17 protein-coding genes and 1 pseudogene are annotated in these 15,372 nt (G+C 33.9%); 11 read left to right on the forward strand and 7 right to left on the reverse strand.

Translation table 11 applies throughout. The annotated features are described in order from the left end of the window. Positions 1–9: 9 nt before the first annotated feature. Positions 10–1,194, reverse strand: coding sequence for a sodium/glutamate symporter (gene gltS, locus ACB089_RS11005; RefSeq protein ID WP_368635023.1), 1,185 nt, complete (start codon positions 1,192–1,194; stop codon positions 10–12). Next, positions 1,194–2,156: a formimidoylglutamase gene (hutG, locus tag ACB089_RS11010; protein ID WP_374966434.1), complete on the reverse strand. Its 963-nt coding sequence runs from the start codon at positions 2,154–2,156 to the stop codon at positions 1,194–1,196. Before hutG ends, gltS begins: the two co-directional genes overlap by 1 nt. Before the next feature lie 140 nt (positions 2,157–2,296). On the opposite strand from hutG, the gene ACB089_RS11015 reads away from it, so the two are divergent. Then, a complete protein-coding gene (locus ACB089_RS11015; RefSeq protein ID WP_374966435.1) occupies positions 2,297–3,181 on the forward strand; it encodes a LysR family transcriptional regulator in 885 nt (294 codons plus the stop codon). A 480-nt stretch (positions 3,182–3,661) separates the two neighbouring features. On the opposite strand, the gene ACB089_RS11020 is transcribed toward ACB089_RS11015, so the two are convergent. Both ACB089_RS11020 and ACB089_RS11025 read right to left on the reverse strand, forming a co-directional pair. Next, entirely contained in the window at positions 3,662–4,147 is a 486-nt protein-coding gene (locus tag ACB089_RS11020; protein WP_374966436.1) for a tetratricopeptide repeat protein, read from the reverse strand. 76 nt (positions 4,148–4,223) lie between these two features. Beyond that, positions 4,224–4,445, reverse strand: coding sequence for a hypothetical protein (locus ACB089_RS11025; RefSeq protein ID WP_374966437.1), 222 nt, complete (start codon positions 4,443–4,445; stop codon positions 4,224–4,226). Between the two features lie 380 nt (positions 4,446–4,825). On the opposite strand from ACB089_RS11025, the gene ACB089_RS11030 reads away from it, so the two are divergent. The 6 genes and pseudogenes from ACB089_RS11030 to ACB089_RS11055 all read left to right on the forward strand — a co-directional run bounded on the left by ACB089_RS11030 (position 4,826) and on the right by ACB089_RS11055 (position 10,318). After that, a complete protein-coding gene (locus ACB089_RS11030; RefSeq protein WP_374967543.1) occupies positions 4,826–5,686 on the forward strand; it encodes a metallophosphoesterase family protein in 861 nt (286 codons plus the stop codon). Positions 5,687–5,970: 284 nt separating this feature from the next. Continuing rightward, entirely contained in the window at positions 5,971–6,324 is a 354-nt protein-coding gene (locus ACB089_RS11035; protein WP_374966438.1) for a hypothetical protein, read from the forward strand. A 268-nt stretch (positions 6,325–6,592) separates the two neighbouring features. Continuing rightward, positions 6,593–7,297 carry an alpha/beta hydrolase gene (locus ACB089_RS11040; RefSeq protein ID WP_374966439.1) on the forward strand — a complete coding sequence of 235 codons (705 nt, stop codon included), beginning with the start codon at positions 6,593–6,595 and terminating at the stop codon, positions 7,295–7,297. A 646-nt stretch (positions 7,298–7,943) separates the two neighbouring features. Next, positions 7,944–8,789: an alpha/beta fold hydrolase gene (locus ACB089_RS11045; protein ID WP_374966440.1), complete on the forward strand. Its 846-nt coding sequence runs from the start codon at positions 7,944–7,946 to the stop codon at positions 8,787–8,789. A 252-nt stretch (positions 8,790–9,041) separates the two neighbouring features. Then, positions 9,042–9,575 (forward strand): annotated as a pseudogene (locus ACB089_RS11050) (GrpB family protein). A gap of 80 nt (positions 9,576–9,655) precedes the next feature. Further along, positions 9,656–10,318, forward strand: coding sequence for a hypothetical protein (locus ACB089_RS11055; RefSeq protein ID WP_374966441.1), 663 nt, complete (start codon positions 9,656–9,658; stop codon positions 10,316–10,318). Positions 10,319–10,522: 204 nt separating this feature from the next. Here ACB089_RS11055 and ACB089_RS11060 read toward each other — a convergent pair whose 3' ends face one another. Beyond that, complete coding sequence (locus tag ACB089_RS11060) at positions 10,523–11,104, reverse strand: excalibur calcium-binding domain-containing protein (protein WP_374966442.1); 582 nt, start codon at positions 11,102–11,104, stop codon at positions 10,523–10,525. Positions 11,105–11,554: 450 nt separating this feature from the next. On the opposite strand from ACB089_RS11060, the gene ACB089_RS11065 reads away from it, so the two are divergent. From ACB089_RS11065 to ACB089_RS11080, 4 genes are all read left to right on the forward strand, one after another. Continuing rightward, positions 11,555–12,163 (forward strand): DUF4304 domain-containing protein, encoded by a 609-nt coding sequence (locus ACB089_RS11065; RefSeq protein ID WP_374966443.1) that lies wholly within the window; start codon positions 11,555–11,557, stop codon positions 12,161–12,163. A gap of 123 nt (positions 12,164–12,286) precedes the next feature. Beyond that, positions 12,287–12,772: a hypothetical protein gene (locus tag ACB089_RS11070; protein WP_374966444.1), complete on the forward strand. Its 486-nt coding sequence runs from the start codon at positions 12,287–12,289 to the stop codon at positions 12,770–12,772. A gap of 97 nt (positions 12,773–12,869) precedes the next feature. Next, positions 12,870–13,193, forward strand: a complete 324-nt coding sequence (locus ACB089_RS11075; RefSeq protein ID WP_374966445.1) for a hypothetical protein — start codon at positions 12,870–12,872, stop codon at positions 13,191–13,193. 143 nt (positions 13,194–13,336) lie between these two features. Beyond that, entirely contained in the window at positions 13,337–13,798 is a 462-nt protein-coding gene (locus ACB089_RS11080) for an NUDIX hydrolase (protein ID WP_374966446.1), read from the forward strand. Positions 13,799–14,043: 245 nt separating this feature from the next. Here ACB089_RS11080 and ACB089_RS11085 read toward each other — a convergent pair whose 3' ends face one another. Beyond that, on the reverse strand, positions 14,044–14,478 hold the full coding sequence (locus ACB089_RS11085; protein ID WP_374967544.1) for a DUF2809 domain-containing protein: 435 nt from the start codon (positions 14,476–14,478) through the stop codon (positions 14,044–14,046). Positions 14,479–14,862: 384 nt separating this feature from the next. Continuing rightward, complete coding sequence (locus tag ACB089_RS11090; protein ID WP_374966447.1) at positions 14,863–15,285, reverse strand: hypothetical protein; 423 nt, start codon at positions 15,283–15,285, stop codon at positions 14,863–14,865. Between the last annotated feature and the right edge of the window lie 87 nt (positions 15,286–15,372).

Below are 15,372 nucleotides of genomic sequence, written 5' to 3' on the forward strand. Positions count from 1 at the left end.
GCTTTTTGATTATTTAAATAAATTGATCGTCGTAATAATAATCGGAATACCGAACACGTCGATTAAAAACGCTCCTACTATTGGCACGACAAGAAATGCTTTTTGGGATGGACCGAAACGTTGGACAACGGCTGACATATTGGCCATTGCATTTGGTGTTGCTCCTAAACCGTGACCTGCAAAACCAGCCACCATCACCGCAGCATCGTAATTTTTTCCTAGTAATTTAAACAATACAAAGATACTAAATACGACAATAAAGAATACTTGTGCGAACACAATGATGAATAGTGGAAGTGCTAAATCAGCGATTTCCCATAATTTAACACTCATAAGTGCCATTGAAAGGAAGATCCCTAAAGTAACATCGCCTATTATAGAAATGCTTTTCATGTTAATCGCTTCAGGTTTTACTTTATCCATAATATTGCGCACTAGCACAGCTACAAACATTGCACCGACATAGCTAGGTAATACGAAGCCAGTAGCTTCTGAGAATAATGTTCCAACATATGTACCTACTGCCATACAGAACGTAATTAATAATACTTGTGTAAAGAATGAATCAGATGTAATTTGTTCATGTTTATTTTCATATTCAATTTCTTCCGTTTCTTGTTCATCTGGCGTTAAATTATATTTACTAACTAAGTACTTCACGATAGGACCACCGATTAAACCACCAGCGACTAAACCACATGTAGCTGCAGCCGCACCGATTGTCATGGCTGATGAAATACCTAGATCTTCTAAAGTTTGTCCAAATGCTGCTGCTGCACCATGACCACCTTCCATTGAAACAGCACCAGCCATCATCCCGATTAATGGATGAATGCCCATCAGCGATGCAAGTGAGACACCAATAACATTTTGCATTAAGGCAAGGAAACCACAAGCCAACCAATAAATAACTAATAATTTTCCACCAAGCTTAACAAGTTTAAAGCTTGCCCCTAAGCCAATTGTTGTGAAGAACGTAATCATAAATAAGCTTTGTAATGACGTATCAAGTGAAATTTCTAATACGCCGGTTGTCTTTAAAATAGTTGCCAAAGCGGCGAATAGTAAGCCACCAACAACAGGTGCTGGAATACAAAAGCGCTTTAAAAAACTTATTTTATTAATGAGCCAGCCGCCCAATGCGAATAGAGCGACTGCTAGAAATATTGTTGTAATTTGATTGAATTCGATCATTAACCTTGCCCCCTAAGTAAGTTGTTAAGTGCTTCATAGACAAAATAAGCACCTAATTTAACTGTGCGTCCGTTCTCATCAAGTGAAGGATTGACCTCACAAATATCAAAAGAATGAGTATTTGGGTGCGAAGTTACTTTTTGAAGTATCGTTCGTACAGTCGTTGGATCTAGGCCAAACGGTGATGGAGCACTAACACCCGGTGCAAATGCAGCGTTTAGCACATCCATACATAGCGTTAAAAGAACATAATCATGATTATCCATAAATTGCTGAAGATCATCCATGATTTGCGCATTGTTTTCTGGCGTCATATTTTCTTCTAACACATAATTCACGTGCAATTCATCGGCCTTTTCAAATAGCTCTTTTGTATTGCCGTATCGTTGTATGCCTAGAACAAAATAATCTGCATGTGGGTCCTGCTCTAAAATCTGACGGAACATTGTACCAGACGATGGTTGTTCATCATATGGTCTTAAATCGAAATGAGCATCGATATTGACTATCCCGATTTTTGCATCCTTTGGTAAGCCAGCACGAACGCCTAAATAATGTCCGTATAGCGTTTCATGTCCTCCGCCTAGCACAACACATTGTAATTTATTATTTAGCAATGTTTTGACAATTTCACCGAGCTCACCCTGCGCTTCTTCTAATGCATGGTTAAGACAAATAACGTTACCGACATCTATAATTTGCTGCTCATCATTAAAAGTCCAAGGTAAGCTAGATAATGCTTCACGCAGAGCATTAGGTCCACTCGCTGCCCCTATACGTCCTTGATTTCGACGTACACCTTCATCACAAATAAAGCCAACAATTCCGGCATGCGGATGATTTGAAGCGCTTACATCATTAATAGGAATTCTCTTTACTTTTTGATGTAAACGAAAGCTACTCGAATTTGTCGTTGAATCTATACGGCCTTTCCATTGTTTTTGTTCAGTCATTGTATACATAGTTATATCAACTCCGTTTTCAATATTATTGTAGTGTTAATATTGTTATAAATTTATTATATATTCGCATAATTATAATTGCTAATATATAATTAATATTAATCTATAGCTTTTAACTATAAATAGGGGAGAAGGATGTTTTGGATTTTAAACAATTACAATATTTTATAGCAGTGACGGACCAAATGAATTTCTCAAAGGCAGCTGAAAAACTACATATTTCACAGCCTTCCTTAAGCAATGCTATAAAGAAGTTAGAGCATGAAGTTGGTTCACCATTACTTGAAAGAAATACGAGAAATCTGCAATTAACAGAAGCAGGTGAGCTTTTATATGAACGGGCAAAAGTTATATTGAAAAACATGGAAGTTTTAAAAATAGAAATGGATGAGGTCATTGTACATGGCACAAGTGAAATAACGATTGGCGCTATGGAATCGATTAAGCATTGGCTACCAAAAGTCATTACAGAATATAAAAAGGGATATCCACAAATGATGATTCATCTAGTGGATATTTTAGGAAGTAAGCGTGTCAAAAAATCACTCAAAAGCTATAAAACACACTTAATTATTACTAACCAGATCATGAATGATGAAGAGCTAGAAGTGAAGAGCCTATATGAAGAGCGACTTGTAGCTGTTTTACCATTAAATCACCCATTAGCGGAGAAGGATAAACTGACGATCGGTGATTTAAGTGAAGAGCCTTTTATTATTGGTACAGAGGGCTTTCAAACGAGACGTGACATTTTAGATGCATTTGACAAGGCTGAAAAAAACATTAATATCCAATTTGAAATCGAACGTTTTGAGACGGCTGTGTCACTCGTTCGTGAAAACTTAGGGATTACCATTCTACCTGAAAATTATTTAAAAGGCCCTACAGCTAAAACTATTGTACAAAAAGAAATAGACTGTCCAAATTTACGACGCAATGTGTATGTGGTGTATTTAAAAAATCGTCATCTTCCTTTGGCTATTCGTCAATTACTTACGGATATAGTGCAATTTTTTGAGCACTAAAAGATCAAGATAAAGCTATTGTATGAAAATAATTCATTATACAAGAATTGTAGTGTTGTGTATGAATTTTCCTTGCAACACCATTTTTTATTCAATAGGGCACTATAAACCTAAAATGGAAAAATACAGATTATCCGACAGTATATATTATACTTAAGGATATATTCTCGCACCCAATTTATTTTTATAAAAAAACAAAATATTCCCGTGAAGAAATTAAAAGAGGGGGAATGTATGTTCTTATTACATCATATTATCATTCATGAAGAAAATGTTAACAGCATAAATTGTGAGAAAATAAATTCTTCCATTAAGAATCACTTTCTTTACTCATTTTATCGAGAAGAATACTAAATTTATCGACTAATATTGTGGATTTATCGATACTTTTTAGCGTTTTATCGAGAAACTCTAAGTATGTTCAAAAGACAAAAGATCAGGTCCACAAATAGGTGCCTGATCTTTTATGATTTTGTGCTACTAATCCCACGTTTGATCTAGCTTATCACTGTAAAATTTAATAGCCTTACTGTAATCTTTTATCTCTTTATGATTTGTTGTAAGTAGTAAAGTTTTCAATATAGTTTCCATCGCCTTTGAATGTTCACCAAGATTATAGAACGTCATAGCATAAAAAACCTTTAAATGTTCAGCTTCTGGAAACTCGCTTATGGCTTGTTCAAAAATATGTTTCGCCTGTTCATATTGTCCTAATGTACGATAGGTGCTACCTAATCCTAAATAAGCATCTACTAATATTTCAGGTTTTAGCCCTAATTGAATTGCTTTTTCATAGTGAGGGACAGCTTCTTTTTCTTTTCCTAATGAATCATAAGTCCATGCACATTGAAATTGGTAGAATCCATTTTCAGGATCTTCTTTAACTAGAGCTACCATTAATTGATTTGCTTCTTCTAGTCGACCTTTTTCTCTTAATGTGATTATGTGTTGTAATCGCTTATTCATATCATTTATCCTTTGCTTCATTTTTAGTAAAAGTATCAATCTGTGTTTCTAGAATCTAATTTAAATAAGAGGCTGATTACCATTCAAAAAAATTTTCATCAATCATTTCCTCGAATGAATCAGCTAATAGCTCGATTTCTCCCGTATCGTTAGAACAAATAAAAACTTGTCCTGCCTGATTGATAAAAATTGGATTGCCTGAACCTTCCAAAGAGATTACATAACTGGTATTTAAAATCTTTGCAGGAGAATGATTTTTAAATTGCTCACGGAATTCAAGCGTTAAATCACCAACCATTTCCTTTTCTAGACTTGAGCCATTGGAAAAACATGAACTGTTAGTCCTGCAAATGCCCCGCCAAATGTTTAAATAAAATGCACATAGTCCTTATGAAAACATACATTTAGCTGACTTTGTGCATCTCTTATTTCTTTTTTTGCTCGCTGGATGGCCCTCTAGTGTATGATGATCCTCACGATAAAGGATAGTAGATAATCTTTTCATTACATAAGATAATTGCCCTTCTAGTAATTAATCCACCATTATGGTATAAGGTTTGTACTTAAACTAAGGGGACAGGTTAAATAAATTTCATAAAATACCATAAAATGATAAAATAAGAATATACATTCTATTTTGATTATATTGTCAATTTTAGGGGAGGGCAAATGAAAGACATGAAACATAGGATTGCTTTACTAGCAGATGTCCATGGGAACGCAAGTGCTTTAAAAGCAGTTATCGAAGATTCGATCAAAGAAGGTGTCACTGAATATTGGTTTTTAGGGGATTTAATCATGCCTGGGCCTGGGGCAAATGATTTATTTGAAATATTAGATAGTATTAAAGTTGCTACTTATGTTAAAGGAAATTGGGAGGACTGCTTCCTTGACGTATTGAATAAAGAGATTGACTTTGATAATGCTTCTGATATCTATGTTTCTAGGTTAGTCCAGTATCAGTGTGAAAATTTGGATGAAAACTATATTAATCTTATTAAGAATTTACCATTACATCTAACAAGACAAGTTAATAATCTATCTATCAGTATTAGCCATAATTTACAAAACAAAAATTATGGAGGGGATTTATGGCCCACTAATAATCAGAAAAATTTTGATCATTTATTTGAGCATGATTACGATATTGCAATTTATGCTCATACCCATCACCAATTGTTACGCTATAGTAGCAAGGATCAATTGATTATTAACCCAGGAACTATAGGACAGCCCTTTTATAAATGGGACAAGTTACATTCTGACCTACGTGCTCAGTATGCAATTCTTGAAATTGATGAGACGGGGATTGCTGAGGTGAGATTTAAAAAAATTTCCTATGATGTAGAAAAGGAATTAAACAACGCTATTAATAATAAACTTCCTTATATTGACTTATATCGAGAAATGCTTGAGACAGGAAAAACTCATACCCATGATATTGAGTTATTACAAAAGCTCAATGATAAATTTAACTATAAAGATGAGATAATTAATTTTTTTGAAAAAAATTACTGGAAATTTAAAGGGATAAAGTGAACTTTTTCAACTAACGACAGATTAATTGTATAAGACATGTACTTATGATCTTCCACAATCGGAGCGATTGTTTAATAAGCGTTGCTGTTCTCTTAAACTCCCATGAAAGAACTTAATCATCTTTCATTTTCTGTGGTGTGGCGCTGGTTTTTGCGCTACATGGATGGCTAACGGGCAGTTTAATGTGATGAATATATACTTGAAATGGATTAATATGGAATAATAATGATGATGTAAGTTCATGAATGATTGTTGTAAAAACCATAATAAAGGAGAAATGTAGCATGGGAGTTTCTGTTTATTACACTTGTATGAGAAACCATAACCTTACCAACAGTGAGGAGCAAGAGATAACGGCCATCATTGATAAATACAATGCGGGTTTTGAAATGAAGGATATTGGAGAAACATTTTGTGTTTATGACTATGATCAGGATGAACCAACAGTGATTTTTGCAGGTTCAACAAAGCTACCCTTTTCAGATGATTTTGAAGATACATTGCATGCGCTGTTTTATTGGTTGACTTGTTTGACGGATATTAGAAGAAGTCTTTCTAATGGGGATTGGCATGTGCATCTAGATGATACGGATGCCATTTGGGATGAGGAAACGGGTTGGCAAATGCCGGAAGATTAGTGCTCATATTCCAAACAAAGTGATGGAAGGTTCTTATTTAAGTGCATGTGCGAGGCTGAAATAAGAATGGGAGACATTCCGCTCTTTACTGTTTTCTTCATACTGTCTGTTACTGAACTAAAGTAGACTATGTTATACAGATATAGAGAGATATTATAATTAATTTGCGGTAAGTTATGAATAGTTTGATTTATTGAAACTAAGTAGAAGAATATAAAATGTATGTGATTTTTTGCAAATCCCATACGTCTTATTCTATGGAGGGAATATGTTTAAAGACAATTTTAAAATTAGTAATATTCCCGCAGTTTTATGGGGAGAAAAGAGTGAAAAAATTTTTATTGCAGTACATGGAAATATGTCAAATAAAGAAGATACAGTGATTCAAATAGTAGCTGAAGAAGCCAATAAAAAAGGTTATCAAGTATTAAGCTTTGATTTACCTGAGCATGGAGAAAGAAAAAATGATAATACTCCTTGTAAAGTACAGTTTTGTGTTAGTGAATTATCTATAATTATGAATTACGCAAAAGAACATTGGAAAGAAGTAAGCGTGTTTGCATGTAGTATGGGAGCTTATTTTAGCCTTTTAGCTTATCAAAACGATGTGTTAAAAAAGGCATTATTTTTATCACCGGTAATTAATATGGAACGAATGATCGAAAATATGATGAAATGGTTTAATGTAACACCTGAGCTTTTGCAAAAAGAAATGACTATAGAAACACCTATTGATCAAAAGTTATATTGGGATTATTTATGCTATGTAAAAGAAAATCCTATTAATACATGGAATACAAATACATATATTATGTATGGAGCCAAGGACGAACTGTGCGAATTTGAAACTATTAACTATTTTACAAAAAAACACAGTTGTGAATTAGAAGTCATGGAAGCAGGTGAACATTACTTTCATACTGAAGAACAGTTGAAAGTATTTGAGCAGTGGTTACACAAGCACATCGATTAAAGTGAATAAAGAATAACTACCTTAAATTTTTATTCCTTCATGATTAGTTGTGGGAATTACTGTATTTAATAAAGTTTCCATAGCATTTGAGTGTTCACCGAGATTATAGAGCGCCATAGTATAAAAACCTCTAAATGTTCAGCTGCTAGAAATTCGCTTATTGCTTGTTCAAAAAACGTTTTGCCTGACCATATTGCCCTAATGTACGACAGGTGCTAACCAATCCTAAATAAGCTTCTATTAAGCCCTAATCGAATCGCTTTTTCATATTGGGGAGCAGCTTCTTTTTCTTTTCCTAATTAATCATAAGTCCATGCACATTGATATTGATAGTATCCATTTTCAGGATCTTCTTTAACTAGTGCTACCATTAGTTCATTTGCTTCTTCTAGTCGGCTTTTTCTCTTAAAGTTTACTAAAAACGTATGTAAGGCTATAATTTATTATTGCATAATTAGGAAATAAGTGCTTATTTTAAAAATTTTATTTTGACATTAAATATTACATAGAAAATTTTAATCGAGGTGAGTCAGAATGCTAGAACGTTCTATGGAGAAAACGCGGGAATGTAAAAAAGAAAGGGTGTGATAGAAAGAAGAGCACTTACGATCGCTCTTCTATATAAAAAGAAAAGAGGACTATTATTATGAATAATTATCAAAGCATCTTTAGTGAAGGATTTGATTTTAAATATTGTGTGAAGGGGCAAGGTCAGCCGATATTGGTAATTGGCAGCAGTGTGTATTACCCACGCTTGTTCTCGGAAAACTTATATAAACATTTTCAATTTATTTTCTTAGATCATCGAGGTTTTGTAAAGCCTCCTCGTTCTTTAAAGCAGGAAGATTATACTTTGGATAAAATTGTAGAGGATATCGAAACAGCAAGACAATTGCTTCAGCTTAAGGATTTTATCATTTTAGGACATTCCGGACATGCATTTATGGCCATGGAGTATGCTAAAAAATATCCTCAGTATGTTCAAAAGGTTATTTTATTAAATTCGGCACCAACAAACAGTCAAGACAGACAAAATCAAAGTTTTTCCTTTTTTACTGAGACGGCCAGTGCTGAACGAAAAAAGCAATTTGAGCATGATATTGCTTTCTTAGAAAATGATATACAAAATGATCCGGAAAGACGCTTTGTGCATATGTGTATCCGGATGGGAGCCCATAGCTTTTATGATTATACGTTCAGCGCTGCTTCTATGTGGGATGGTGTATATACCAATATGGAAGTTATTGATTACCTCTGGGGGATAGCATTTGCTGAACGAAATCTAATCCAATCAATGGCTCATTTCGATAAACCTATTTTTTTAGGATTAGGTCGGTATGATTATTTAGTAGCTCCTGTTTCACTCTGGGATTCAATCGATTATTCCTATGAAAATGTGAAGAAAGTCATTTTTGAAAAAAGTGGCCATAATCCAATGTTAGAAGAACCAGATACTTTTGATCGAGAATTAATTGATTGGATGAATGAATGAATCGTAGTTATGCTTTATAGGTGATCATTGTTCATCAGAAGGTCAAGTAACATTTATGTTTGTTGTACAAATAGATAAGGTGACGCTTTGTAGGCAGGCACCCTAAAAATAAAATCGCTAGAGAAGTAATATAATTCTCTAGCGATTTTCCATTTAAAGTTAATTTAACGATAATATAATATCCCGAAAATAATTAGACTGTTATTAGTTTTTAATGTTGGGTAAGATGGGTGACACAAAGGGGGATTCATTATGAAACTTGGATTAAAATATGATGAAGTAAGAATTGTACCATTTGATTCAGAATGGAAAGTTGAATTTTCAAATGTGAAGCAAGAAATACAATCTGTTTTAGAAAATGATGATAATCGTATAGAGCATATTGGAAGTACTGCAATTGAGGGGATAAGTGCAAAGCCAATTATTGATATTCTATTAGGTGTTGATGATTTTCATAAAATGGATAAGGAAATGGAAAAGAAGCTTCATAAAATCGGTTTTTATCGACTACGTGTATAAAGACCAAATGAAGTAGTATTTGCAAAATTTACAAATGAAACATTTGAGGTGAAAACACATTTTATTCATGCAGTAAGTTTTAAAGAGGAATTGTGGGAAAACCTTATCTTTTTCAGAGATTATTTAAATGAGCATGAGGGTGAAAGAATGGAGTATGCCAATATGAAAGAAGATTATTTACGACAAAATAACTCACCAAATATTAATGAATATACTAATTTTAAAGATGAATTTGTGAAAAACATATTTGCGAAAAGACTATTATAGTCTCCTATTGGGATTCGATTTAAGGTAACGAAATAATAAATAAAGAGAACAATACTTTGGAGTTGAAAGGAAATTGAAATATGAAAAAAATATCTTGGAAGAGAGAAGAGTTTTGGCAAGGCTGTATATTGGCTTCGATTGCACACGCAATTAGTGTTGCCCATTATCCTGAAATTGCTCACGAACAGTCTTGGGATGGGTTAAATTACAACGTTCAAGATAGCTCGGGGGCAAGGGGAACAATAACTTTCCATACAAAATACTTAGTATCAGCTTTCCGTGACGATAATAGCGAGAGAGTAGCTAAATATAGAAATGCTTTAGAGTTCTTTAAGGATTCTCCTGATGAAGTAAAAACGTTGGCATTAAATGAAACGCTTCAATATTTGTTAGAGGATATTGGTGGAATATCAGTTCCTGTTATAACAACAGCTTTTTGGGGAAATAATGAGGAATTTTATTCTCAAGATGAACTTGATGTTTTAATGAAAAATGGTGGTTTCCTTTTAGAAAGACAAACCACCGACATTGAAACTGCTATTTATGAATGGCAAGAGTATTACGAAATGTCAGATTTACAAATAAATTTACTTAAGTCCATCTTCAAACGGAAGATAGAAAATCCTTCAAAAATAATTACTTTAACACAGAGTGAAATTCAAATGATCGAACCGAACGATGAAGAAGGTATACAGGAAAGTAGGATTTCTTTTAAAGAAATTGGTGTTAATTGGAGCTTGTGAAATTTAGAAATTATTATACTGACAGGACGTGTGCAATACTTGAACAAAGAACATTTTTTATGTTCTCTGTTCAATAATTTAAAAATATTTCTGATAAAATGCTTCTGAATTTTGCCATTTAGTTGAGCAAAAATATTGGCTACAGAGAGGAACCTTTTAATAGAAAATATTTCTTAAGTTCTATGAATCCATTCTTAATATCTCTTAGTTACAAGCAATTCCGTCTCCGTTTCCATCCAAACGATGGTCTCCGAAGCCAGCAGCCTTTGATTCTTTCATAAATTTAGTTGCTTCAGAAGCGTTACTAAAATCGGAACAATCCTTATCATCTTTAAAATTGTAAATAGGAGTAGACGAGGCATTGGCTTTTTCATTTTGTTTAGATTCGTCTTCTTGTACCTTTCTTTTAGCAAGATCTTCCTGTGTTTCTTCATGAACTTTCTTCATATCTTCTTCCAATTCTTTTAAGTACTTTTCACCTTCAATTTCTCTTTGTTTTTCTTCTAACTCTGTTTTCTTCATTTCAGCAATATGTCGTTCGTAGACACAGGGGCCAATAAACCAAATGGCTAATAAAATTAATATTATAAGTAAAAGGATTCCTTTGGCATATGTTTTTTCTTTTTTCTTTCTATAATAGCACCATACTACTGTGAGAATGATTGTAATAAATAATAAGAGATTCCAAATTGAACCTACAATACATTCTAATACAAGCATAAGCATGTATAGACACACGAGTATAAGCAATAATTTTAGTACATATATAAAATCCTTGTCTTTCATTTTGTTCCCCCGTAAATTCTCAAATCAATTAGCACCAATTCATTTTATTTGTAAACATCTGATAAGTAAATTGGAAATTTATTCCAAGTGAAATAAGGCTTCAATTTGAAACATCTTTTTCACGGCCAATCATATTAGAGGCTGGTGTATCAACCTAAATAGGATGAATTTCCCGTGAGTGCTTCCCATGAAAGAGCGACAGTCAGTGATGCATCGTGGTCGTTGAGTCAGACTAACGGAAGGGCTCAAGGCAAGATATTGCAGTGACTGTTAAATGGGCAGGGGAGTGAGAGAGTTACCGGGTAAGTGTTATAATATGGACAAAATAAATATTCTTCTAGAATGCGAGCTGCTATATTGTATTTAGAAGTAGCAATAAAATCTTCGAAAGTCTTAGCAAATACGTATTTAAAACAAAAAATCTATCGTAATCTTCTAGGAGGTAACATATTGCAACAGCTCTTTAGTGATATGATTAAGCAGGACGTAAAGCTGTTCCTTTCCAAATGTGGCTTCACAAAAAAGAGTTTGAATTTTTATAAGAAAACAGAAAGCCTCATCTACATGTTCAATTTCCAAAAATCTTCTGGTAATTCAGCGGACAACGTAATGTTTTATGTGAACTGCAGTATTTATGCGGCACAGTTGGCGCAGATACAATCGAGAGAGATTGTGACAGCAACCAAAGAAGCAGAGTGTCACTTCAGAGCAAGAATTGGGGAAATTGTTGAGTCTGTTCCAGATCGATTTTCAATCACTCCTGATACCAATATGGATGATTTAAGAAAAACGCTGCTAAGTGGATTAGAAGAGGCTATTCATTTCTTTGATACTATGACTAGTAGCAGATCCATTGTTGATTATTACACTTCAGGTCCATTTTTGCATTTGAGCGCAGAGAACTTTCATTTATTATTACAATCCAATGATGTAGCAGCGGCTAAAAATTATTTCAAGGCATTGCAGGAAAAGTACGGAACGGAAAAACGATGGCCTATTTTCGAAACTAAATACAATGCAATCTTCAATAAATACGGAGTGGAATTGGATAAGCTATAAGTCAGCATAGAGAATGTAAGTGAGTAATGATGTGGTGGCAAAACACTTGATGGCACCTTACTCAGCAAGATTTGTACTCTGTGGTATAATTATCCTTATTTATTATTTTGGATAGGAGAAGATATGAGGATTTATAAATTAGCCTGTATATGTACGTTTATTATACTCTTGTCAGGGTGTAATGCATTTTCATCTAAAACAGAAGAACCATCTTTAAAAGTAGCGTCAGAATTTGTAGATAATGAACCAAATGACTTAGATTCCACTCATAAGGAGAAAGAAGAAGAACCAATAGGAGGTTCTTATCTTCTTGAAATCGATGAAGAGAAATCGTCTCCTGTAGGTCAAGGTGAATCATATTTTACTTATGCCGGTAGCGCTCCATGTAAAATATCTTTATTAAATACTGGTACTGAAAGCTTTTTATACAAAATTCGAAATGTAGATAAAGATACAAATGTAACAAATGGAGTTTTAGAAAGTACTGAAAGTTTTGAGCAGATATTTGATGGTTTACCTGAAGGAGATTATGTCATATCTTACGTTGTACAAGAGGAAGAGCCTCCTGTAAATATAAAACTTAAGGTAAAGGTAGAGTTACTTCCTTAAAGAACTAGATGAGTGTTTTTCATGCTAACGGCGCAGAATACTTGAACAAGTAAAATGGGATTTAATGTTAAATTATAGCGAGTGGGGATGGGTTAATGTGAGTTATAATGTTCATATTACAAGAGGAGATGATTGGGCGGAAAGTGTAGATAACCCAATTACTTTAGAGGAATTAATAGAATATTTTAATGGAAAAAGTGATTTTGAATACTCCGAAACATTCTCAACATCTGCCCCTGTTTGTATGTCCATTGGTGGAGATTTTTTTATATGGACATACGGAGATATAAAAGTTCCTTTTTTATATAACAACGGACAGATTACCGTTTCGCATGCTAAAGATAAAATTATTGAAAAAATGAAAGAAATAGCATCAGAAATAGATGCAATGGTACAAGGTGATGATGGAGAACTGTATTAAACAATTACAAATGATGGGGGCGATTACGAAATTAAGGTAATTGCTTTTTTCTTTTCTGATTATAGGAACAGGATAGTTGGGGTAGGATCCCGAGTAAAATGCTTTGTATATTAATCAAAAATTAGAGATTCCTGGAGGAAATGATGAACTACATACAAACAATTCGTAAGTTAATTGGAAATGAAATGCTAATGACTGTAGGTTGTGGAATTATTATTGAACATGAGAATCAGATTTTACTACAACATCGAAAAGATCGAGATGTTTGGGGCATCCCAGGGGGCGTTATGGAGCCTGGAGAGACGTTTCTTGAAACTGCTGTACGAGAAACATTTGAGGAGACAGGATTGATAGTTGAACAATTAAAGTTGTTTGGTCTTTATTCAGGTGAAGAAGGATTTTCAGAATACCCAAATGGAGATAAGGTTTTCAGCGTCCAGATTATTTTCTATTCAAATTGTTTTTCAGGAGAATTAACTCATAACACAGAAGAAAGTCATGAACATCGATTCTTTCCTCGTAATAACCTACCTCATTTGAATTCGCATCAAGAGCGATTCATTCAGGATTGGGTAAATCAGATGACATTGCCCGTAATAAAATAATCTGACGAATTTTCACCACAAAAAAAGACAGAGACAACCAATTTCCTTATTCAACTATAGGAGGCTTTAGTTGAATAAGGATTATAATGAAAATCACACTTTTTGTAAAAAATATATATCAATTCACAAGGAGCGGATAGTCAGTGAAGTAATAATTCCAAATATAAAGTGACTATAAAACCTAGTAAAATGATAATGCTAAAAAAGGTGAGGTGTTTTTTTTATTCTAAAATTAAATTGTTTATTTATCTTCGAAGAGTAAACCTAAGTGCCACCTTATCTAATACAGTAGCGATTATTATCCCTGCTGTATATCGAATCAAATCCACTGTAAGAAAACCTTTGCCCAATACCAAAGCCCCGAGCAATGTCCCACGAATCTGATTTATCCAGTTTTCCTGATACAGCTGGCTAAATTCAATGCCGAAGCTAAACAAAAAGCTGAGCACAATGGCTGGGAGGATGTTCTTACTCACTAGCAACAATCGAAATCCGAAATAGACCATCATAGCCCATAATATGTCCCCCGCGTTCTGCGCAACAAATGACAGAAGCAGATGGCTCCATTTTCTAGAAGCTAGGCCTAATAAAATGGTGATCACAATAGCGATCAAATAAGCTATTCGCATGTTACGATATTGGTGGTTAATAGGTTTTTGCTCTTTAGTCAATTGAATCACTCTTTCGGCGTGTTGATAGTATGTATTAAGTTGGCTCTTCACCATAACATATAGTTAATTACCATCCCGACTCGGCGCTTTCCAAAGACAAAATATTTTCTGTGCGAAAGCGAAGCGTCAGCAACAAATGTTTTCTGTGCGAAAGCGAAGCGTCAGCAACAAATATTTTCTGTGCGAAAGCGAAGCGTCAGCAACAAATATTTTCTGTGCGAAAGCGAAGCGTCAGCAACAAATGTTTTCTATGTGAAAGTGAAACGTCAGCGAACAGGATGTTGGTCACGAAGGCATTCTCACAGGACGTGATGGTTTTATTTCATTCCAAAAAGGCTGCTTCTAGATTAGAAGAGCCTAGATTGTTACTTTTTTATCCTTATTAGCCAGAGATTAATTACGAATGGCTTCTATTTTTTCGCAGTCAATCATCAGTCGCATGGCAGTTGCTCCAATTTCTAGGAAGTGTGCGCTGCAGCTTTGGTTATCAAAATATAGGAAGAATATGTTGATAAAACTACTGCCATTCGATAAGAAAACATCTACTAATGTTCCAGGTTCAACGCATTTTAAATGATTGCAAACGCAACCCTTACAATGATTTTCATTTTTCATTTTTTTTTTTAGTTCTTGACTATAATCTTTCCTTTTTTGTTTAACATCCTTATGATTGTAATATTTTATTTTATAATGATCATCTTCGACAACTTCATAGTTGTCTTCTTTGCTATGATATTGATCATAATAAAACTTCTCAAATTTATGGTAATTGTTAAAATCCCTATCCATCCGCTCTAAATATAGATTCTCACCCATTTTTCCACCCTTTCTGTATGAAAGTAATGCTAGCGCCAGCCAGATATTATTAATTTATGTTGAAAAACCTAGGTGAATTGGTAATTT

This window comes from Lysinibacillus sp. RS10 (assembly GCF_041956855.1).
Lineage (GTDB): Bacteria > Bacillota > Bacilli > Bacillales_A > Planococcaceae > Lysinibacillus > Lysinibacillus xylanilyticus_A.

Coding starts and splice junctions, on each gene's coding strand:
- ACB089_RS11055 (WP_374966441.1), top strand. CDS start 9,656: ATGAAAAAAATATCTTGGAAGAGAGAAGAGTTTTGGCAAGGCTGTATA.
- ACB089_RS11035 (WP_374966438.1), top strand. CDS start 5,971: ATGGGAGTTTCTGTTTATTACACTTGTATGAGAAACCATAACCTTACC.
- ACB089_RS11060 (WP_374966442.1), bottom strand. CDS start 11,104: ATGAAAGACAAGGATTTTATATATGTACTAAAATTATTGCTTATACTC.
- gltS (WP_368635023.1), bottom strand. CDS start 1,194: ATGATCGAATTCAATCAAATTACAACAATATTTCTAGCAGTCGCTCTA.
- ACB089_RS11080 (WP_374966446.1), top strand. CDS start 13,337: ATGAACTACATACAAACAATTCGTAAGTTAATTGGAAATGAAATGCTA.
- ACB089_RS11030 (WP_374967543.1), top strand. CDS start 4,826: ATGAAACATAGGATTGCTTTACTAGCAGATGTCCATGGGAACGCAAGT.
- ACB089_RS11090 (WP_374966447.1), bottom strand. CDS start 15,285: ATGGGTGAGAATCTATATTTAGAGCGGATGGATAGGGATTTTAACAAT.
- ACB089_RS11040 (WP_374966439.1), top strand. CDS start 6,593: ATGTTTAAAGACAATTTTAAAATTAGTAATATTCCCGCAGTTTTATGG.
- ACB089_RS11045 (WP_374966440.1), top strand. CDS start 7,944: ATGAATAATTATCAAAGCATCTTTAGTGAAGGATTTGATTTTAAATAT.
- ACB089_RS11025 (WP_374966437.1), bottom strand. CDS start 4,445: ATGGTTGGTGATTTAACGCTTGAATTCCGTGAGCAATTTAAAAATCAT.
- hutG (WP_374966434.1), bottom strand. CDS start 2,156: ATGTATACAATGACTGAACAAAAACAATGGAAAGGCCGTATAGATTCA.
- ACB089_RS11070 (WP_374966444.1), top strand. CDS start 12,287: ATGAGGATTTATAAATTAGCCTGTATATGTACGTTTATTATACTCTTG.
- ACB089_RS11020 (WP_374966436.1), bottom strand. CDS start 4,147: ATGAATAAGCGATTACAACACATAATCACATTAAGAGAAAAAGGTCGA.